11 protein-coding genes and 1 riboswitch are annotated in these 20,589 nt (G+C 50.0%); of the genes, 8 read left to right on the forward strand and 3 right to left on the reverse strand.

Annotated elements, in window-relative coordinates; all coding sequences use genetic code 11:
- Window positions 1–18: 18 nt before the first annotated feature.
- Window positions 19–249, reverse strand: a riboswitch (Lysine riboswitch).
- Window positions 250–533: 284 nt separating this feature from the next.
- From ACTU3N_RS18940 to ACTU3N_RS18970, 7 genes are all read left to right on the forward strand, one after another.
- The gene (locus ACTU3N_RS18940; protein WP_443087675.1) at window positions 534–1,505 is read left to right on the forward strand and encodes a hypothetical protein; all 972 of its coding nucleotides are present in this window, start codon (window positions 534–536) and stop codon (window positions 1,503–1,505) included.
- Window positions 1,506–1,515: 10 nt separating this feature from the next.
- Window positions 1,516–1,725, forward strand: a complete 210-nt coding sequence (locus tag ACTU3N_RS18945) for a hypothetical protein (RefSeq protein WP_443087676.1) — start codon at window positions 1,516–1,518, stop codon at window positions 1,723–1,725.
- 88 nt (window positions 1,726–1,813) lie between these two features.
- Entirely contained in the window at window positions 1,814–3,463 is a 1,650-nt protein-coding gene (gene pgi, locus ACTU3N_RS18950) for a glucose-6-phosphate isomerase (RefSeq protein ID WP_443087677.1), read from the forward strand.
- A 438-nt stretch (window positions 3,464–3,901) separates the two neighbouring features.
- Window positions 3,902–4,144 carry an exopolysaccharide production protein YjbE gene (yjbE, locus tag ACTU3N_RS18955; RefSeq protein ID WP_443087678.1) on the forward strand — a complete coding sequence of 81 codons (243 nt, stop codon included), beginning with the start codon at window positions 3,902–3,904 and terminating at the stop codon, window positions 4,142–4,144.
- A 65-nt stretch (window positions 4,145–4,209) separates the two neighbouring features.
- Window positions 4,210–4,848 carry a YjbF family lipoprotein gene (locus ACTU3N_RS18960; RefSeq protein WP_443087679.1) on the forward strand — a complete coding sequence of 213 codons (639 nt, stop codon included), beginning with the start codon at window positions 4,210–4,212 and terminating at the stop codon, window positions 4,846–4,848.
- Window positions 4,845–5,582 (forward strand): capsule biosynthesis GfcC D2 domain-containing protein, encoded by a 738-nt coding sequence (locus tag ACTU3N_RS18965; protein WP_443087680.1) that lies wholly within the window; start codon window positions 4,845–4,847, stop codon window positions 5,580–5,582. The genes ACTU3N_RS18960 and ACTU3N_RS18965 overlap by 4 nt, the downstream gene beginning before the upstream one ends.
- Window positions 5,583–5,584: 2 nt before the next feature.
- Window positions 5,585–7,681 (forward strand): YjbH domain-containing protein, encoded by a 2,097-nt coding sequence (locus ACTU3N_RS18970; RefSeq protein ID WP_443087681.1) that lies wholly within the window; start codon window positions 5,585–5,587, stop codon window positions 7,679–7,681.
- 105 nt (window positions 7,682–7,786) lie between these two features.
- On the opposite strand, the gene ACTU3N_RS18975 is transcribed toward ACTU3N_RS18970, so the two are convergent.
- Complete coding sequence (locus tag ACTU3N_RS18975; protein WP_443087682.1) at window positions 7,787–17,224, reverse strand: hypothetical protein; 9,438 nt, start codon at window positions 17,222–17,224, stop codon at window positions 7,787–7,789.
- A 347-nt stretch (window positions 17,225–17,571) separates the two neighbouring features.
- Between ACTU3N_RS18975 and psiE the strand changes: the two genes are divergently transcribed.
- Window positions 17,572–17,982 carry a phosphate-starvation-inducible protein PsiE gene (psiE, locus tag ACTU3N_RS18980; RefSeq protein WP_443087683.1) on the forward strand — a complete coding sequence of 137 codons (411 nt, stop codon included), beginning with the start codon at window positions 17,572–17,574 and terminating at the stop codon, window positions 17,980–17,982.
- A gap of 138 nt (window positions 17,983–18,120) precedes the next feature.
- Here psiE and malG read toward each other — a convergent pair whose 3' ends face one another.
- Window positions 18,121–19,011 carry a maltose ABC transporter permease MalG gene (gene malG / locus ACTU3N_RS18985; protein WP_443087684.1) on the reverse strand — a complete coding sequence of 297 codons (891 nt, stop codon included), beginning with the start codon at window positions 19,009–19,011 and terminating at the stop codon, window positions 18,121–18,123.
- A gap of 12 nt (window positions 19,012–19,023) precedes the next feature.
- On the reverse strand, window positions 19,024–20,568 hold the full coding sequence (malF, locus tag ACTU3N_RS18990; protein WP_443087685.1) for a maltose ABC transporter permease MalF: 1,545 nt from the start codon (window positions 20,566–20,568) through the stop codon (window positions 19,024–19,026).
- Window positions 20,569–20,589 lie beyond the last annotated feature (21 nt).

Consider the following 20,589-nt stretch of genomic DNA (forward strand, 5'->3'; position numbering starts at 1 on the left):
GCGCAGCAACGACTACGGTTCCCCAGAAGTGCTCCACCTTGTCTACTCGCTTTACGGCACGCCGTGAGAGCGGAGTATAAAACGCTCGACTGTGAACGTTTCGGGTGACAACCCAGAGGATTCAGCCTCTGTAGCCGATAACGCACGCGGCCAGCGCAGTGCGTTACCTCGGCGTTGCTCCCCCTTCGATGTTTTCTTCAGACTGGCTCCTCCAACACCGTACCTGGGCAACGCGCCTCTTCTGGCTTACGCCTGAAGGCGTAAGAAAGCCTGTTCAGAATTAATTTTTTGCCGGTGGGTTGTCAACGGTAAACGGTGAAAATAAGAGGAATTAATAATGGCCGGATTGTCATTAATAGCGACGGTTGACAAGAAATATTTCTCGCTATACCCTCGAATTAATGGTTTACGCAGACCTGTCAACCTGTAGACGAAGCTTGCTGGCGGCGTGTTTTTCTTCGCAATAATACCTTTGGCGGATTTCCATCCGGTTTTGTGTATACAGGTCGCAAAACAGTTACTGGGCGGAAATTATGTCAATTGACGATCTCAAAGCCAGCGCAATTCAACTCAAAGAGCACTTTCGGCGCTCGCTCTTATCCCCTGAATATCACCCGCTGCCGGTTATAAGTCAGCTCGAAATGCATGCCAGGCTTATTCGCAAGCAGTGCGGCGTTACCCGAACCCATGCCAAAGATATGGTGGCGTATTACCACGGTTATAGCGACTGGCAGCATTTACTGAACGGCGTGCGGCATCGGGCGCTGCCGAATATCCGCACGGATATAGCCTTTCCTGATACGCCGCAAATAAAACAGGATGTGGAAAATTATATCAGGCAACTGCCCGATGCGGTGCTGGCGGCGTTTGCGCGCCATACGCCGCAGGCTGATACCCTGCTAAAAGCGGTGCTGGAGAAACGCCCGGAACATCTTTTTGACGCCGAAGTCTCCTCGCTTCACCGCGCCTTTTTCCCGGAAGAGGAGTACGAGCCGGATACGAATGAAATCGTCACCGCGCTGCTATTTCGTGATAACTGTATCCTGTCGCGCCTGAAATATATGCGTGATAATAATCTGACCTCCACTAATCCGCATATTGAGAATTACCGCACCGGCTGGCGAACCTATTGCTATATCAATTTAAAAAATAATAACCAGGTCGATGTAGAGATTCGCGAGCTGGACAGTTATATATTCCCCTCGGCGCATCTGGAAAATTTCTTCACCACACCCTGGCATATTCCTTATATTTTCTCCCATCTTCAGCAAATGATGAATTCACTGCGTCGCGCCGGGTATCACGGCACGGTTGCTTTGCACAGGGTGAATAACGAAGGTCTGCTCGAATATTATCGCCACTATGGGACAGATGAACTGACCCGCTATAGCTGCGCCGATGTACCGTGGATAGATGAGCGGATCGCCGCACTTAACGAGGCGCTGATGGATGCAGGCGCCAGGGCGGTGAACACGACGGGCGGTTGCCTGGCGTTTGATTTTTAAGGGGACGAAAATGGACACGCTTTTTCCTTTATTCGCTCCGCATGGCATTCCCGGCATTGGTCTGCTGATCTTGTTTTGTCTTAGTCTCAAAATGGCGTCGAAAGTACCAGAAAGTGCGCGAGCGCAGGTGCACCATTTTCGCCTGCTGAAGCTGATTGTGCTGTCGGTTTGCGCGATTAGCCTTTTGAGTCTCTATTGGGGCGCGAGCGGTCGAGTCTAGCGGGCAAAAGCACAAAAATCATCGCAAATGACTCGGCAGGCGCTACAATCGACCACAGTCACAATTCTCAAATCAGAAGAGTATTGCTATGAAAAACATCAATCCAACGCAGACCTCTGCCTGGCAGGCATTACAGAAACACTATGATGAAATGAAAGACGTCACCATCGCTGAATTATTCAGCAAAGATGGCGATCGTTTTAATCAGTTTTCCGCGACGTTCGATGATTTGATGCTGGTGGATTATTCCAAAAACCGCATCACGCAAGAGACGCTGGACAAGCTGCTGGCGCTGGCGAAAGAGACCGATTTAGCGGGTGCTATCAAGTCGATGTTCTCGGGTGAGAAAATCAACCGTACCGAAGATCGTGCGGTGCTGCACGTGGCGCTGCGTAACCGTAGCAATACGCCTATTCTGGTTGACGGCAAAGATGTGATGCCGGAAGTGAACGCCGTGCTGGAAAAAATGAAGGCGTTCTCCGAAGCGATAATCTCCGGTGAATGGAAAGGCTATACCGGCAAGCCAATTACTGACGTGGTGAATATTGGTATTGGCGGTTCAGATCTCGGTCCGTATATGGTGACCGAAGCGCTGCGCCCGTATAAAAACCATCTGAATATGCATTTCGTTTCGAACGTTGATGGTACGCACATCGCCGAAGTGCTGAAAAAAGTGAACCCGGAAACCACCCTGTTCCTGGTTGCCTCTAAAACCTTCACCACCCAGGAAACCATGACCAACGCCCACAGCGCGCGCGACTGGTTCCTGAAAACAGCGGGTGATGAGAAGCATGTGGCGAAACACTTTGCTGCGCTGTCAACGAATGCAAAAGCGGTTGGCGAGTTCGGCATTGATACCGCAAATATGTTTGAGTTCTGGGATTGGGTCGGTGGCCGTTACTCTCTGTGGTCAGCGATTGGTCTTTCCATCATCCTTTCCGTCGGTTTTGACAACTTTGTGCAGCTGCTTTCCGGCGCGCATGCGATGGACAAACACTTTTCCACCACGGAGCTTTCGCAAAACCTGCCGGTTCTGCTGGCGCTGATTGGTATCTGGTATAACAATTTCTTTGGTGCTGAAACCGAAGCCATTCTGCCGTATGACCAGTACATGCACCGCTTTGCTGCGTACTTCCAGCAGGGGAATATGGAGTCCAACGGTAAATATGTTGACCGTAATGGCAACGTGGTGGATTACCAGACCGGCCCGATTATCTGGGGTGAGCCGGGAACAAACGGTCAGCACGCGTTCTATCAGCTGATTCACCAGGGAACGAAAATGGTACCGTGCGACTTTATCGCTCCGGCCATTACCCATAACCCGCTTTCCGATCATCACCAGAAATTGCTGTCTAACTTCTTTGCCCAGACAGAAGCGCTGGCATTCGGTAAATCTATCGATGTCGTTGAGCAGGAGTATCGCGATCAGGGTAAAGATCCGGCGCAACTGAGCCATGTGGTGCCGTTTAAAGTGTTCGAAGGCAACCGCCCGACCAACTCGATTCTGGTGCGTGAAATTACGCCGTTTAGCCTCGGCGCGCTGATTGCGCTCTATGAGCACAAAATCTTTACCCAGGGCGCTATCCTCAACATCTTCACGTTTGACCAGTGGGGCGTTGAGCTGGGCAAACAGCTGGCGAACCGTATTCTGCCGGAGTTGGGCGACAGCAAACCGGTTTCCAGCCACGATAGTTCGACGAACGGCCTGATTAACCGTTACAAGTCCTGGCGCGGCTAATTCAGTAAGACTTATACTAAGGCGTCGCGTTTGCGGCGCTTTTTTTTGCTGCGGTGAAATATTCAGAGGTGAGAAAGCGTAATAATAATAAATAAGCGATGCGTCGATTTTATTTACAGGCAAATAATTTCCCGGAGATGGCTTGTTTCTTGCCAGTTTTACCGATCAGGTTTATCTGAAAAATATGCAAGCCAGAATATCGGTAGCTATAAATTTTAGGACTAGCCTCATTGCTTCATCTTATCGTCATTATTTAATTATTTGATAAACATCACATTTCAGTAAATCCTTTAGTGAAACAAATCCTCGATTGCCAATTTTCCTAAAACGCAACCGCATATTTCCCGTGGCGTAATTCCATAGCTTTAGTTGTGTATACTCGATCTCGCCTGAATTTTTTCAGGTAAATCTCCATTCATTCAATGAAGGGAAATTGATATGAAGAAAGTACTGTGTGGCATTTTCGCCATATCCGCGCTTGCGGTGACTTCTGCGTATGCGGCTCCGGTGCAAGTCGGTGAAGCAGCAGGGTCAGCAGCGACCTCTGTTTCTGCAGGTAGTTCTGCAGCAACGAGCGCCAGCACCGTAGGTTCGGCAGTGGGTGTCGCTCTGGCGGCAACCGGTGGCGGTGATGGTTCCAACACCGGGACCACAACCACTACCACCACAAGCACCCAGTAATAACGGGTGCATTAACTATAACCACACTTCGGTGTGGTTATTTCGCCCCCTTTCGGAGAAGAGTCGTGAAGCGACCTGGAATTATACTGATTTGCCTGCTTCTTCAGGCATGTTCGGCCCATGTCAAGGGCCTGGGAACATCCTTATGGGAAAGTACGTTTGGCACACCGGGCGTGCATCTCACGGATGATGACATTCTGAATATGCCTTATGCCAGCCAGTACATGCAGCTCAATAATGGCCCGCAGCTATTTGTGGTACTCGCTTTCGCCGAAAACGGGCAGCAGAAATGGGTGACACAGGATCAGGCGACCATCGTGACGCAGCACTACCGCATCGTGAAAACGCAGCTCGGCGGCGATAACCTGATAGACGTCAATAACCTGGCATCAGACCCGCTGGCCAAACCCAATCAAATAATTGATGGCACAAGCTGGACGCGCACGATGGGCTGGACGGAGCATAAACAGGTGCGCTACGCCACCGCACGTTCAGAATTCCACTGGAATGGCACCGATACCATCACGCTGGCGGGCGATGTCACCGCCGTCAGAGTCCTCGAAGAAGTCGTTACCACTAACGAGAAAAGCTGGCGCAACCGTTATTGGGTGGATGACGAAGGCATAATCCGCCAGTCGGAGCAGTATCTTGGTGCGGACTGGTTCCCGGTAAAAACCACCCTGATTAAGGCGGCGAAAGCATGAACAAGCTCCCGGTAATCTCGCTGCTATTAAGCCTCGTCTCGCCGTTGGCTTTCGCTGCCGGCACGGTTGATGTCTACGCTTCGGGCGAAGCAAAACCCAAAACCTTAACCAACGCTGAGCGCCTTCTTGATCTCGTGGGGCAGCCCAGGCTGGCAAATAGCTGGTGGCCTGGCGCGGTGATTAGCGAGCAGCAGGCCACCGTTGAACAGCAGGCGCGACACCAGGCGTTACTGGCCCGCCTGAGCGCGCTGGCCGCAGATGAAAGCGGGCGTTCGGCGGCAGCGATTAACGCGTTACGCCAGCAATTGCAGGCGGTGAAGGTCACCGGCAGGCAGATAGTCAACCTCGACCCGGACTATGTCCGTACGCACCGACTGGCCAACCGCACACTTTTGGGGCAATACACCCTGTGGGTAGGGGCGCAGCCTTCGACGGTCTCTGTAATAGGCCTGGTTAGCCGCCCTGGAAACAAGCCCTTTACGCCGGGGCGTGATGTAGTGAGTTATCTCGATGAGATGGACTTGCTAAGCGGTGCGGAGCGCAGCTACGCATGGGTTATCTATCCCACCGGTAAAACACAGAAGGTGCCCGTTGCTTACTGGAACCGCCGCCATGTTGAACCAATGCCGGGTAGCGTGATTTTTGTGGGGTTTGCGCCGGGGCTGTGGAGCAATAAGTATGACGAGCTGAACGCCGACATTCTTCAGTCCCTGACGCATCGGATACCGGAATAATAATGAAAAAAACGTATGTATTAAGTTTCCTGGCGCTGGGAATCAGCGCCGCTTGTCACGCAGAATCATACCCGGACCCTGTCGGCCCGTCTCAGGGGGACTTCGGTGGCGTGGGTTTGCTGCAAACACCAACGGCACGTATGGCGCGCGAAGGCGAGATAAGCCTTAACTACCGCGACAACAACGAGTATCGCTACTACTCAGGCTCAGTACAGCTTTTCCCGTGGCTGGAAACCACGCTACGTTATACCGACGTGCGTACGCGCAAATATAGCTCTGTCGAAGCGTTTTCGGGTAATCAGACTTATAAAGACAAAGCGTTTGATCTGAAATTGCGCCTGTGGGAAGAGGGCTACTGGTTGCCGCAAGTTGCCATTGGGGCGCGCGATATTGGCGGTACGGGCCTGTTCGATGGTGAATATGTGGTGGCGAACAAGGCCTGGGGGCCATTCGACTTCTCTCTCGGCATCGGTTGGGGCTATCTGGGTACCAGCGGCAACATCAAAAACCCGCTGTGTACCTACAGTAACAAGTACTGCAACCGTGATACCAGTTATAAACAAGCGGGTTCAACGGATACCAGCCAGATGTTTCGTGGCCCGGCGGCGTTGTTCGGCGGCGTGGAGTATCAAACACCCTGGCAGCCGCTGCGCCTGAAAGTGGAATATGAAGGCAATACCTACGAGCAGGATTTTGCCGGTAAATTACCGCAGCGCAGTAAAGTCAACGTCGGGGCAATTTATCGCGTCACCGATTGGGCGGATATCAACCTGAGTTATGAGCGCGGCAATACCTGGATGTTTGGCTTTACCCTGCGTAATAACTTCAATGATTTACGCCCTTCGTACAATGATAATGCGCGACCGAAATATCAGCCGCAGCCACAGGATGCCATTTTGCAGCACTCGGTGGTGTCTAACCAACTTACCTTACTGAAATACAACGCCGGGCTGGCGGACCCGAAAATCCAGGCGAAAGGCGATACGCTGTATGTCACCGGTGAGCAGGTTAAATACCGTAACACCCAGGAAGGTGTGGAGCGCGCGAACCGTATCATTATGAATGATTTGCCGGAGGGTATCCGTACCATTCGCGTGACGCAAAATCGCCTCAATTTGCCGCAGGTGACGACCGAAACGGATGTCGCCAGCCTGCAAAGGCACCTTGAAGGAGAGCCTTTGGGTCATGACACGCAGCTGGTGCAAAAGCGCGTGACGCCTGTGGTGCCGGAAACGACAGAGCAGGGTTGGTATATCGATAAATCCACCTTCGATTTCCATATCGATCCGGTACTGAATCAGTCCTTTGGCGGCCCGGAAAGCTTCTATATGTACCAGCTTGGCGTGATGGCAACCGCCGACTGGTGGTGGACCGACCATTTGCTCACGACCGGTAGCCTGTTTGGTAATCTCGCAAATAACTACGATAAATTTAACTACACCAATCCGCCAAAAGACTCGGCACTGCCTCGCGTGCGTACCCAGGTGCGTGAATATGTGAAAAACGATGTTTACGTGAATAACCTGCAGGCGAACTACTTCCAGTATCTGGGCAATAACTTCTATGGGCAGGTGTATGCAGGCTATCTGGAAACCATGTACGGCGGGGCGGGTGCAGAGGTATTGTGGCGTCCGGTGGATGGTAACTGGGCGTTTGGTATTGATGCTAACTATGTGAAACAGCGTGACTGGCGCAGCGCCCAGGACATGATGAAGTTCACCGATTATAGCGTGAAGACCGGGCATTTAACCGCTTACTACACGCCGTCATTTGCTCAGGACGTATTGATTAAAGCGAGCGTCGGGCAATATCTGGCGGGGGATAAAGGCGGTACGCTGGAAGTGGCGAAGCATTTCGACAGCGGTATTGTGGTTGGCGCTTACGCGACTATTACCAACGTGTCGAAAGAGCAGTACGGGGAAGGCGACTTCACCAAAGGTGTCTATGTCTCTATTCCACTGGATCTGTTCAGCGCAGGCCCGACCCGCAGCCGCGCCGCAATAGGCTGGACGCCATTGACGCGTGATGGTGGTCAGAAGCTGGGGCGCAAGTTTGACCTGTATAGCATGACCAGTGATAAGTCACTGAACTTCCAGTAACGACGCTGAAAACAGGCTAAATAGATAAATGTGCGAAGGCCATAACAGATGGCTTTCGCACATTGCATTTTGCCGTACCTGCATGCCCGTAGCGCCTGATCCGCGCTACTCCAGATCAATAATATGGTGTTCCCGCGCGGCGGCAAACAGTAACCCGAGATGTTTATAATCAGCTTCTCTCACGCTCTCTTCTACCTCGCGTTTATACCTGCCGTCGGTGTCAAGATTCGCGACATGCTTAACAAACACGGCAAAACTATCCGCATTGGACATAATAAGATTTGCTTTCAGCATCGGGCTCTTTTTAATCATGTCCATCACTTCATTTGCGTCAGTCGGTTGTTCTATCCCCAGATAGCGATAAATGGTGGGGACATAATCGCCCCACAATACTGAGGATTTTATATCACTGGATTCGAGCAAATGATTAATTTGCCGCAGGCCGCGTTGTGCATCCTGAATATTAAGTCCGCCATCGGTATAATCTATTTCTTCCGGGGCGATATAGGTAATATCAAAAGTATCTGCGGCAATGTGCGATGATTCATGCGTTAAAATATGCTCCAGCATCATTTCGTTGCGATCAAATGATTTACGGTTGACCTCCATCTGCGGGTAACTGTCTCCCATAAGAAAAACCCGTCGGTAAGCATCGCCAGGGATAATAAAAGCGGCGGGAACGTACTGGAGATGCTCTGAACTTGCCATGGCACTTTTATATAAGCCAGGAAAACGTGGGTCCTCGATTTGTTTAGTGGATACGACGGCGATATTTTCATAATCCCGCTGGGACGATTCGATAATAAAATTACGCACGCGAGAAGTGTGAGTTTTAAAACGGGCAACGATTTGATTGAGGACATCCTCATCAGTCATATCAAAGGCAAAGGTGAAGTAATCATAAATTGATTGTTGATAAGTGGGGGTATTCAACTTAACCCATGCTGTATCAAGGCTGCTTTTGGCTTTTTCAATATTTCTTGCAGCCTGTACCCGAATATTTTTTATATAAACTGGCGTATGAATGCTGGCTTCGCCGTCGATATCAAGGCCATAGAAAATCTCATAGGGTTCTTGTTTAAGGAAAAAATCGATACAACCTTTTGCCATGGTATCGACTGTGCCGTAGTGCAAATAGACATGGGTTTCTTTGAGCGGTATAAACCCCTTAAGTACACGGTCAGGCTGCACCGCACCACCGTTAACTTGTTGATCGAATGCCCAATGTGCGGCGGGAGGCTTGTATTGCGTGAACTCACTGTTTAGGGAGGGAGTACCTCTGCCAGGCGCAACAGGTAACATACGTTGCTCGTCGGTTGCACGACCTATATACAGGTGGATATTTACTTCATCATCTGTAAATAATCGCGCAGCCGCTTCGATGATGGTTGCAGAAAGGGTAGATTTTGACCTGAGTTGAATAATGTTTTTATTATAGCGTCTTGCCATATGATAATAGTTAACATATTCATGACTCATCGGGGTAATCAAATAGTCTTCTGTTTCATCACCCGGATTATTCTCCTCTCTCGGTACGAATCGACTACTTAAAAGACCTTCAATATCGCCTTTATAAGGAATTAACTGCCCGTTTTTGTGCGTGTAATAAAGCACTTTAATATTGTCAGGCAGGGTGGTTTTTGTTTTTAGAATTTTCCCATGTCCGTGGATATAGACATCATGAGAAGCACCTTCAGGATGATATAAATTAAACCACGGATATTCGACACGCGTTATCCGGCCGGGTAAATGTGTAATTCTGTTAGCACCCGTAAGAATTAACAGATCATTATCTTTGTCAAATTTTAATATTGCTGAATAATCGGCTGCCGGGGCGGTGCTGACATAAACATCCATATCACTGTCATAGGTTAGTACATTACTGCGTGCAAAAGGCTGTTGCACCGGCGATAGCTCGCCGGTAACCGGATCGTAATAGTAAACCTGGCGAATCTCGCTGAACGAACCTATTGAAACTAACATACCGCTTGGGCCAATAAACTCAACAGGATAATATTTATTGTGCCATTTAAATAACATCTTACCTTCAGTGGTGCTGTAGATATATTTATTGCCAGGCAGCTCGCGTGTAATCGTTTCTTCAGCGCTGAATGCGGTAAGCGAGCCGACATCTACGGTTGCAGAGGTCATCGCATCGGTAATCTGCACTTTTTCGGCAGTAGATTTTACTATGCCGCGGTTTTTACCGTATTTTTTAACCCAGGGATGCAGAATGGACATTTCCTGTTCGCTTGAAGAAATAAGATAATGAATATCCTGCGTCATTAAGGTTAATAATTCATCAGAGTTGAGCGTGATCTGTGCCCGCAGGCCAGGGTCAAAGCGCAGCATATAACTGAATTTTCGCCAGTCTACCGGCATATCAATGAGTTTTTCGATATGGGAACGATACAGAGGCGAGTTCTTCAGGTAACGCAAAATAACCTCTCGCATACGCGGTATGTTTTCTGCTCTGGTTGTTGACGATTTTACTGTATTTTGTATGGAACGATATGCATCTTTAATATTAATAAAAATGCCGTTCTTTCTGGGAATATCAACAATATGGGAAGCTTTTCCCGTTGCACCCAGCGCGGCAGTAAGGATGGCCCCGGTTAAATCATGTGTATCAGTTAATTTCGCATTTTCACCAATATCCAATAGATCGATATTAATATAGATATGTTCTTTATCGCCGATAAAAACCGCTGAGTCTGTTGTTCTTGTGTATAAAGGATGCTGATGATTAACATCATCCACTACGGTCATCAATTTTATGATGCGATAGTTTATTTCATCTTTGGCATTGACGAGCCGTGAAAACAATGACAATTCGACTTTTCTGATAAAGTCTGTGTCACTTTTTTTCATTATTTCTGTTAAATAATCTTCGGTGATGGGATGGTTATAATGGCTAATGCGGAGCGAGTTCATAACGCGCGGAAGCATCGTCTGGCGTAAGTAATCAAGGCTCCTTTTGACAAACCTTATGCTGTCCTGAACGTAAGGGCTGGATTGTGCTGCTGGTGTATTAAGTCCATAAATGTGAATCGAATACTGGTTATTTTTAAGCACCTGCTGTGAAAATAATGTTTTTTTAGCGGCATCGTCAAGCGCAGCCCCGGATAAAGAAAACTCAGGTACAGTTGTAATCTCAATAGGCTGCTCGACATAGGTATTTTCTGATATCTGGGCTTCATTTGTCAGTTTTTCGAGAAGCTCAATATATTCCATATCGTGAAACAGCGTCTTTTTATTATAAATAACGGCCTCTTCCGGGCTGACTTTTAACTTCTCCGCAATAAAAGTGGATAAATCGACCATTTTAATTGAGTTACTATCATCGTACATAACGATGGTGGCAACGTTTTTTTCTGCACGGTAGAAATCACTGCGGCCTGTCACTCTGATACAGGGGAAACCGGTTGGGTTTTCTCCCGTGTCTTTTGTTTCAATTATCCTGGCGTTAAAATAATTATTGGAATATTTGAAGTAATATTTTTTTGTTACTTTATCCTGATATAAAAAAGGAATATCGCCGGTTCGGGTTTCAACGAGCCTTTCCCTTTCAGGAACCGTGTCAAGCGCCATTCCATCGTGTACATCCTGAACCAGCTTTTTGCTAAGTCCTGACTCGATCATAATATTAGCACCAGGGCAGGAACTCCCGCCGCCTGGTGTTCTTGCAACCCGACAAGAGGCAATGTTTTCATATTTATAAAGCGTCTCTTCTACCTCTTCACGAATACGAAACCAGGTGTTCTTATCCAGCCAGAGTTTTATATCTGAGCCTGCGTTATCCGTGTCTTTTCTAATAATATGCATCTCTCTGTCGGTATGAAAACGTACCGCAAACTGCTCTTGATTAATGATAAACGCGCTGGCTGACCGGTCTGGCGTAGAATAAAGCCCGGGCGCAATGCGTTCAGGAAAACTCGCGTCGGCGAATAACGCTTTACTGTGCAGGATCGGTAGTACATCGGCCTCTATGCGAAATGCTGTTTCTTTTTCTCTAATTAATTCAGTTTTGGCCGGAAATAAAATATCGGTTCCACCTTCTAATATAAAATAGCCATTTTTATATCTAACCACGCCTCCTTCGTAGTCCGGCAGTTTATAGATTATATCTTCACTTTGCCTGTTCAGCTTTTCGACACGATAATATTTATAGTCTTTCTTAATAAAAGCATCACCAAAGATATCGTGACTAACCCCATCTATTTTACGGATGGCACCGAAACTGTTTTGTGGGAAAAAGCTTTTCTCTTTTTTGTTAGTAAGCAAGATTTCAAAGTATTGATCCATCTTTGCTGATTTTCGCTCAAAATCCCAGCCAGACTCATCGTGGATAAGTAACCGCTGCTCTTGTTGCGGCATCAATTCACTGGTCGTATAAGCGACGGCCTCGGCACCGATATATTCCAGCCGGGCAGGAATAAACTCCATGTCTGTAAAAACACCTGTTATATCATCTCTGCCGTTGATTTTGATGGTAAACATTTCATTGTTTTCCGCCTCTATCACCACATCATCAGGAAGCTCAGCAAGAGGCAGTTTAAATTTATTTTGATTTCTTTTGTTCTCGTCCCGAACTTCCTGATCGATATCCTCATCAAAATACCAGCGGTCTTCCTGCTGGTTGAATTTTATTATACGGCTTTGTCCCTTTTCATTTTGCACCATAGGTTCTTCGTCATAGCTGGTCTGAAGTGGGTATTCTTCTCCTTCCACCTTGACATAAATTTCATTATTACGAATATATGAGAATCGAGTGTCGAATGAAGCAGAGCCTGAATTTCCTCGCGTTATTTTACTGCCGGACTTTCTAAAAATACTGGAGCGGGCTGTGCCTTTGAGCGTGGGGACTTTAACATTGAATATAGACATGACTTGCATCGCGGCATTAAGGAAATAATAAAACCTGTCTTTTAGTGTAATTTCTTTCCCTTCTAAATCATCCGCTATCATTAATAATAACGGGCCTACTATCATTCTAAAAATATATAACAGTCGTAACTGGGGAGCCATCATCATTATCAAATCGACTATTGCATCGAATGCGGTCGTTCTGTCTTCCAGCCACCAGGCTTCTTCGGCGGTGGGACAATCACCTCCTCTTATATCAATATACTCAGTCTCCTGTCGTGCCAGGGCGCTGGCGGTGATAGGACTTTGTAGCGCCTGCCCGATATATCTGAGTTCTTCTGCAAGTGTAAGGTCTTTTTCACCCAGGCAGCTAAGCTCCGGGATCTCGACTCTTATTACGTTGCCACGGCCTGGCACATACACTCTGGTTTCGGGCGATGGCTCTCTGGTCTGGCTCGTCTGCGCGCCGGGAAGAAAAACGTCATCGCGAGAATCTGGCTCAAATCTCTCTCCTTTGTTCTTATCCTGAGCTTCGGGCTTAACGAAAAACTTAGCGCCTTCCCGGTGCATATGGACATCAGTTGGCAAGGGCGTGGTTTCAGAGCTGATGGCCGTGAGCGATGAGGGCGCAGGGAATGTGGTGGACGTATTTTGCTGTGGCATAGTGGTGCTCGTAGTCGTATTCACGTCCGGAATACCGAGGCCAATTCCGATACCAGCACCGGCAATCGCACCGTAACCTGCTATTTGGCTATTCAGGTCGGGAATGACGGGCGGCGGGGCAGGGATCGGAGGAGCCGGGGGGACAGGCAGAAGAGGTGGCCCTGGGGGGAGGGGCAATGGAGCGGGAAGCGGGCTGCCTGGTTTTGACGGCGGCTTTTGCGGGGAAGTTTCTTCTGGTATTTGCCGCTCATCAGGCGAGTTATCTTCGGGGATTTCCTGCTCGTCAGGCGTATTATCTTCTGGCACCTGCGGTTCATCGGGCGAGTTTTCTTCAGGCACTTTCTGCTCGTCGGGGGACTTTTCCTCAGGTTTCTGTTGTTCGTCAGGAGAATTATCTTCGCGGATCTGCTTTGATTCATCTGAGGAGTCTTCTTTACGTTTTTGATCAGTCTCCTCAGACGACTCCTCTTCCACCTCTTCTGACGTCTCCTGTGTCTGATTTTCTGAACTCTGTGGTGAATCTATTGGTTTATCCGCTTTTGTGCCCTTACCTTCGCCGGGGCCTGAGACGGGTTCGCCATTTGAACGGGTGTCAGAAGATTGCCCTTGTTGCTGCGTATTTGCTGGCCTGGTTTCTGAATTGGCGGGTTCCTGCCGGGGCTGCTTGTGTGGCCCGTGTGGATGATCGGGAAGGTGCCAATGGTGATGTGTTTCCAGAGCAAGCGTTGTGGCCGAAGGTGTGGAGGTTTCAGTGGTTGTTGATGTTGTTTGGGCAACCGGCAGCGTTATATCGCTGGCGCGAAGCGCGCCATAGTGCTTCAGCCACTCCTCTGCTCCAGCGAAATGCCGACCGCTTGTGGCCAACAGGAAATAGCTATCAAGGGAGAGCAGAGAGAGCAAAGAGGGGGTGTTCACAAACAGATGTGCTCTGTACGCCGGGTCATATTTCGCCAGGTATGCCAGCTTTTCTGGCTTCAGCAATGTCTCTGTTTCTGAATTATAGGGCGGGACACTTTGCAGGTATTTTTTACTTATCATCTGAATAGAGTGCTGCTGATCCGGCGTTAGCTGATTCTGTTTCAGAATATCAACCATGGCTCGCCGGGTATCCCCCACAGGCGGGAATATACCGTTATTTTGCCTGAGCGAGCTAAATGCGCATTCCACATCTGCAATATTTATGGATGCTGAAAAGAGTTCAGTAGCCAGTCTAAGTTGTGCTTTATCTTCCAGGTTTATTTTATGCGTATTAATATAAAAAATACTGGAGGATGGTGCCATAAAAACGCTATTGCCATGGTGTTTTTCCTCTTGTCTTAAATAAATGTTTTCGCCGCCAAGTAAATAAATATTTTCAGCTCTCAGCCAGCTGTCAATCATTCGCAGGCGATCACACCACTCGACAGATATAGCCGATAATAACTCATCATTCGCCTCAGGCAGAACCTGGTGTAAATAAGGTTGCAGAACGGGCCATGTAGGCGTGTCATAGCGGATCGATTCAATCAGTAACGGTAGCATTTGCTGTTTGATAAGGTGCAGCGTGCCATTTATTGCCCGCTGTATTTTTTGCCTGCCGGGGGGAAGGTGATCGTCAGTGAGCCTGAATAACTCAAGTCGTGTTTCGCTTACTCGCGGGGGGTAAAGCCTGTTTTTGATCTGTGCGGCGTGCCCGGTGTTGCCCCATATAAGGTCCTGTTTTAGTGGAACGATACCGGGCGGCACGACAGAAAACTTGCCTGTGGCTAACACTGCGCTGGCGGCTTGCGCCACAGAAGTCATATCGCTGAATTTGCTCCATTCCTGATGATCACAATACAGCGCGGCGATACCCTTGCTGATGTGTAATTTTTCAGCCAATAAGCTGGCAGGGGTTTTTATTTCGACGTGGTCTGTTTTTTTCTCCATCACCAACGAGGCAATTAACTCTTGCTGGCTATAAAAACTTTCGCAGGCGAAAACATTCACACGGCTTAGCCCGGTTGGATTATCTCTGTCATTAGCATCTGATAACGTCGCCGGAAAATAGTTGCCGTTATATAAAAAGTAATGTTTGTTAGCCTGGGCGTCGAGCCAGATAGCGGGTAAGGCAAGTTTATCTGGTTGGATGAGTTTTTTTCTTTCTGCGGGTAAAGAGAGCGCCCTGCCCGTATCAATATAATCGTTAAGTTTCTGGTAAAGTTTGGTTTCTATATTATCAGGTTTATTAAAATACTTTGTGTTAAGTACAGTGTAAGGAATAGTTGTCGGCGTGTTTCGCACCCGCAGTAGCGTATTTCCCGCCAACCACAAAACAATATCCTGCTGTCGGTGGTATGGGTTATGCTTATTCTCCACGCGAATATACCCCCCACCATATTCCCGTACGGCATATTTCCGATCGTTGATAACCAGCATGGTGGAGTAATCGTCGTCCTCAGCCAGACCCGGATGATAATCGCGCAGATCCTCCAGCGGTTTTGCCTGCGTGGTGAGCGCTTTTTTTTGCAGGTAATCCAGCGCTGCCGCTTCAATCATAAACGGCCCGGATGAGATAACGGTATTGCTGACGCTGGCAGTATCCAGCGCAAAAATCATCTCCTCGGCGCTTTGTAGCAGCATCACGCCGTTTTTATATTCTGCGCGCGCCCCGGCATAATCTATCAGCGTTATCGTTTGACCCGTACCCTTTACGCACTGCGCGCGAAAGTACTGGTTATCCTTTTTCAGCCAGCGTCTACCTGCCCTGTCGATACACTGCTCGTCCGCCTCGTGAATAGCGCCGATAGCTTTCTCGAAGTCGTTATTTTTCCCCTTGTCTGCGCTGCTCAGCAGGGCATTCAGGTACGCATCCATGCGCGCGGAGGGGCGCTCAAACGCCCAGCCATAATCTCCCCTGACCAGCAGATGCCGCTGATGCGTGTATTCATCACCCCTGTTGATATAGGTTTCACCCTTCACATTACCGGGCGACCAGACCGGGAGAAAGTTACCGGCGATAAATAACCCACGGGTATGTATCCAGCCACTGGAAGTGATTCCTGCACAATCCTGTTCGGGGTAATAATCCATGGTAAATTTGTCGGGCAGGTTGATTAGCCTGAGGCGATAGCGCTGATTAAAATCTCGCGCCTGGGCGGAATACCCCTGGTTGTCGGCTTCATTAACATACTCCCAACTGCCTGTGCGCTGGTTATAGCGGATGAAGAAACAACGCCCCTTTGCATCTGTGATATACGGTGTGCCATCCGGCCTGACCTTTAAGGGATATTCGTGCTGATAGAGCGGGACGTAGCCCTGCCCATCCTGTGCAGTAAACCGCAAGGCGAGCGGGGCGTTGTCCTCTGCCGTACGTTCGCGGCGGTAAAGCTGCAAATGCTCGCGGATACTCAGCGTGGAAAGCGTCACATTAACCAGCCGGGTAAGTTGCTGCGCCAGTGCGGCTTTGTCCATATCACGCCCCCCGGCGCTGGCTATGAGCATCTCCAGCAGCGGAGTGATAAGCAGCTGATCCGGCGCGACTCCCCGGATACCGGGAAAGCGAATCAGCAGGTCGTCCCGTATCGCCTCGACCATGGCGGTACGTTCCCTCTGGCGAGCGGCTGCGATGGCGCGTGTTCCCGCAAACGAGTGGGTGAGGGAATCGGCCAGCGCAGCAGGCTGTGGCAAAGCGGGTGCGGTATTATTATTTGACGCTTCCTCATTAGCCGTTAAGCGGCGAGTCATCCCCCAGGCCAGTGCGCCGGCGGCGGAAAACAGCGTCAGCGCGACGCCCGCCTTTAACCATAAGTGGGACGGTGCGGCCTCCGCCGTTTGCGCCTCCAGGCATTGCGCTAAAGCCATTTTTTCCGGCAATGCCGGTTGCGTTCGCGGGGAGAAAAAACGGGTCAGCCAGTGCTGAGGTGTACGGTTCACCGCCGAGTGAGTGACCGAACTCAGCTCTTTCATCACCAGCGGGTGATAGTCACGACGCGGCGGCTCCGGGTGCGAAGCGGGCTGGATATAATCACGCTCAACGGGCAACATGTTTGGCATAGCGCCTCCGACAGATCCTTCTGTCGGGTAACCATACGCGCTGTTGTGTGCCAGGTGCGTACAAAAAACAATCAGTTTACAGTTGGGCCGGGTTTATAGATAACCGTTATCACGAACGGCTATTTACAGTGATGGGTATAGCTGCCATAACCCATTGTGCTCAAAAGCGGCGCGTCGTCGGGATGGGCCTTCCGTAGTGTAAGGATTCTTTTTGTGCTTCCTGAGCAGGTTAAAACGCATGCCATATCATCATGGGAAAGGAGAAAACATAAGTAAAAAATGTAGATCCAGATCACGTTTTCGCGTTATACACTGTAGCCTGCAAATTCCTGAACAGAGGTGCTGGTATGACGCCGTTAACACGACCACGCGTTGAGTTTATTTCGACCATTTTGCAGGCCGTGCTTAACCTCGGTCTGCTAAGCCTGGGCCTGATTCTGATTGTTTTTTTGGGCAAGGAGACGCTGCATCTGGCTGATGTGCTGTTTGCGCCGGTACAGACCACGAAATATGAGCTGGTGGAAGGCCTGGTGGTCTACTTTCTCTATTTTGAGTTTATTGCCCTGATCGTGAAGTATTTTCAGTCAGGCTTACATTTCCCGCTGCGTTATTTTGTCTACATTGGCATCACGGCCATTGTGCGGCTGATCATTATCGATCATGACTCCCCGATGGATGTGTTGATCTATTCTGCGGCGATCCTCTTGCTAGTAATAACGCTGTGGATCTGTAATTCGTCGCGTTTAAAGCGTGAATAAAAAAAGCGGTCGTAAAAGACCGCTAAGTACATCACAAGTTAGTCGGGAAAAACGAGGGTGCAGTGGCTACGCCCCTTATCTTTTCGGCAAGAACCTTTGCTCTTGCTTAAACGACGCAGGGCGCAATAACGATGAAACTTAACCTTTTACGCCTCCCGCCGTCAGGCCGTTAACCAGCCAGCGCTGGGCGAGCAAGAAGACTAACGTAATCGGAATAGCAGACAGCACGGCCGCCGCGGCAAAATCCCCCCACAGGTAGTTTTGCGGGTTAAGGTATTGCTGCATACCCACCGCCAGCGTATAGCTATCAACATCCCGCAGCAGCAGCGACGCGACCGGCACTTCGGTGATCGCGGCGATAAACGACAAAATAAACACCACCGCGAGAATCGGCACCGACAGCGGCAGCAGAACCAGGCGAAATGCCTGCCACGGTGTTGCGCCGTCCAGCGCCGCCGCTTCTTCCAGCGAACCGTCGATGGTTTCGAAATAGCCCTTGATCGTCCAGACATGCAGCGCGATCCCGCCCAGGTAAGCAAAGATCACTCCGCCGTGGGTATTCAGCCCGATAAACGGAATGTACTGGCCCAGACGATCAAACAAGGCGTACAACGCAACCAGCGAGAGCACCGCCGGGAACATCTGAAAAATCAGCATCCCTTTGAGTAACGAGGATTTTCCGCGAAAGCGCATGCGGGCAAAAGCGTATGCGCAGGTCGTGGAGAGCACGACAATCCCGACGGCGGTAATACCGGCGATTTTTACCGAGTTCCACAGCCACAGCAGCACCGGGAAGGGCGGCGGGGTCACGCGCCCGTCGGCATGCTCCACGCTAAAGCCCAGCGCCAGCCGCCAGTGCTCCCAGGAGATTTTCTCCGGGATCAGGCTACCGGTGGCAAAGTTACCTTCACGCAGCGATATGGTGACGACCATCAACAGCGGGAACATGATTGCGGCGATAAACACCAGCAATAAAAAATGGGTGAAAAAGAGCCTGAGTTTTTGCGACTTCGCTTGCACCATAGCCATAACGCGTCCTCCTTAATCAAATTTCATGCGTGTCGCTTTCAGGTTGACGATAGCCAGCAGGCCAACCAGCAGGAATATCAGCGTGGCGATGGCGGCAGCTAGCCCGAAGTCCTGACCGCCGCCGCCCTCAAAGGCGATGCGGTAGGTGTAACTCACCAGCAGGTCGGTATAGCCTGCTGGCGTGGTCGTGCCGATACGGTCCGGCCCGCCGTTGGTCAACAGCTGGATCAGCACAAAGTTGTTAAAGTTAAAGGCGAAGCTGGCAATCATCAGCGGCGTTAATGGTTTTATCAGCAGCGGCAGCGTGATGCGGAAAAAGTTCTGCATCGGCCCCGCGCCATCCATCGCTGAGGCTTCATAGAGATCGTCAGGGATCGCTTTGAGCAGACCCATGCACAAGATCATCATGTAGGGATAACCCAGCCAGGTGTTGACTATCAGGATCATCGCTCGCGCGGTGGTCGGATCGCTAAACCACGCTGGTTTCAGGCCGAACAGCGCGCCGAGCATCAAGTTGATCTCACCGAAGCTTTGGTTAAACAAACCTTTAAAAATCAGTATTGAGATAAACGACGGCACGGCATAGGGCAGGATCAACAACACGCGATAGATGGCTTTACCTTTGAGCGACTCCCACTGCACAACACACGCCAGCACCATGCCAACGGCGACCGTCAGCACCACGGTGAGCACCGAGAACACCACCGTCCAGATAAAAATAGCGACAAACGGTTTTTGGATCCCCTCGTCCGTAAAGACGCGGGTAAAGTTCCCCCAGCCGATGGTAACGGTATAACCCGGGCTGAGTTTTTCATCGCCCCATGTCCCGTCAGCGTTGATGGCCTGATAGAAGCCGATGTCGTTATTTGGCCGGTACTTGACGCCGCTCTGGTTGTTTAACAGCGTGCCGTCTTCCTCGCGTTGATAGAGCGGGCGCGTGCCGGAGAACTGGCGCAGCGAACTCATGGCAACGCGGCTCTCATCTGGCAAAAGCGCGGTGAGCTGATTTAGCGCCTGGCGGTTTTGCGTAATAATGCGCAGATTTGCGCGCTCGCCTGCGGGCAGCGCCGCGACCTCTTTTAACTTTATTTCTTGTACACCGCCGGGGTTGAACGCGTCTGAGAGGTAATTTTTACCGCTTTCACCGTCGGTCAGCGCCAGCTGCCACGCGTCGCCCGCCGGGTATAACCCGAAGTTATAGGCTTTGCCCGCCTGATAAGTGCGGTCGAGTAACACCTGCTCGGCGCGCTCCTGGGTAAGCTGGTTGGTGCTGCTGTAGTTGGTAAACGCAATCGCGATAGTACAGATGAGCGGGAAGAGAACAAACAGTCCCATGCCAGCAAGACCTGGGTAGACGTAGCGCCAGGCATACGCTTTACGGTTGGCAAAAATATACAGGCCCACGGAGCTGAGGATCAGCGTGGTAATCGCAAAAAGGTATTCGCCCTGGATATACATCAACACAACAAGGTATGCCACCAGCAGCCCCAGAAGGGTAATAGCGGCCCATGTAAACAGCGGGCTTTGCCACCAGTGGCGCTTTCTAACAATATCCATGGGGAATTCCTCCTCTACACC

This window comes from Vagococcus sp. WN89Y (assembly GCF_052220145.1).
In the GTDB taxonomy this organism is placed as follows: Bacteria; Pseudomonadota; Gammaproteobacteria; order Enterobacterales; family Enterobacteriaceae; genus Kosakonia.

Excerpts from the sequence above, each read along its gene's own strand:
- ACTU3N_RS18940 (WP_443087675.1), top strand. The coding sequence starts at position 534 with ATGTCAATTGACGATCTCAAAGCCAGCGCAATTCAACTCAAAGAGCAC.
- ACTU3N_RS18945 (WP_443087676.1), top strand. The coding sequence starts at position 1,516 with ATGGACACGCTTTTTCCTTTATTCGCTCCGCATGGCATTCCCGGCATT.
- pgi (WP_443087677.1), top strand. The coding sequence starts at position 1,814 with ATGAAAAACATCAATCCAACGCAGACCTCTGCCTGGCAGGCATTACAG.
- yjbE (WP_443087678.1), top strand. The coding sequence starts at position 3,902 with ATGAAGAAAGTACTGTGTGGCATTTTCGCCATATCCGCGCTTGCGGTG.
- ACTU3N_RS18965 (WP_443087680.1), top strand. The coding sequence starts at position 4,845 with ATGAACAAGCTCCCGGTAATCTCGCTGCTATTAAGCCTCGTCTCGCCG.
- ACTU3N_RS18970 (WP_443087681.1), top strand. The coding sequence starts at position 5,585 with ATGAAAAAAACGTATGTATTAAGTTTCCTGGCGCTGGGAATCAGCGCC.
- ACTU3N_RS18975 (WP_443087682.1), bottom strand. The coding sequence starts at position 17,224 with ATGCCAAACATGTTGCCCGTTGAGCGTGATTATATCCAGCCCGCTTCG.
- psiE (WP_443087683.1), top strand. The coding sequence starts at position 17,572 with ATGACGCCGTTAACACGACCACGCGTTGAGTTTATTTCGACCATTTTG.
- malG (WP_443087684.1), bottom strand. The coding sequence starts at position 19,011 with ATGGCTATGGTGCAAGCGAAGTCGCAAAAACTCAGGCTCTTTTTCACC.
- malF (WP_443087685.1), bottom strand. The coding sequence starts at position 20,568 with ATGGATATTGTTAGAAAGCGCCACTGGTGGCAAAGCCCGCTGTTTACA.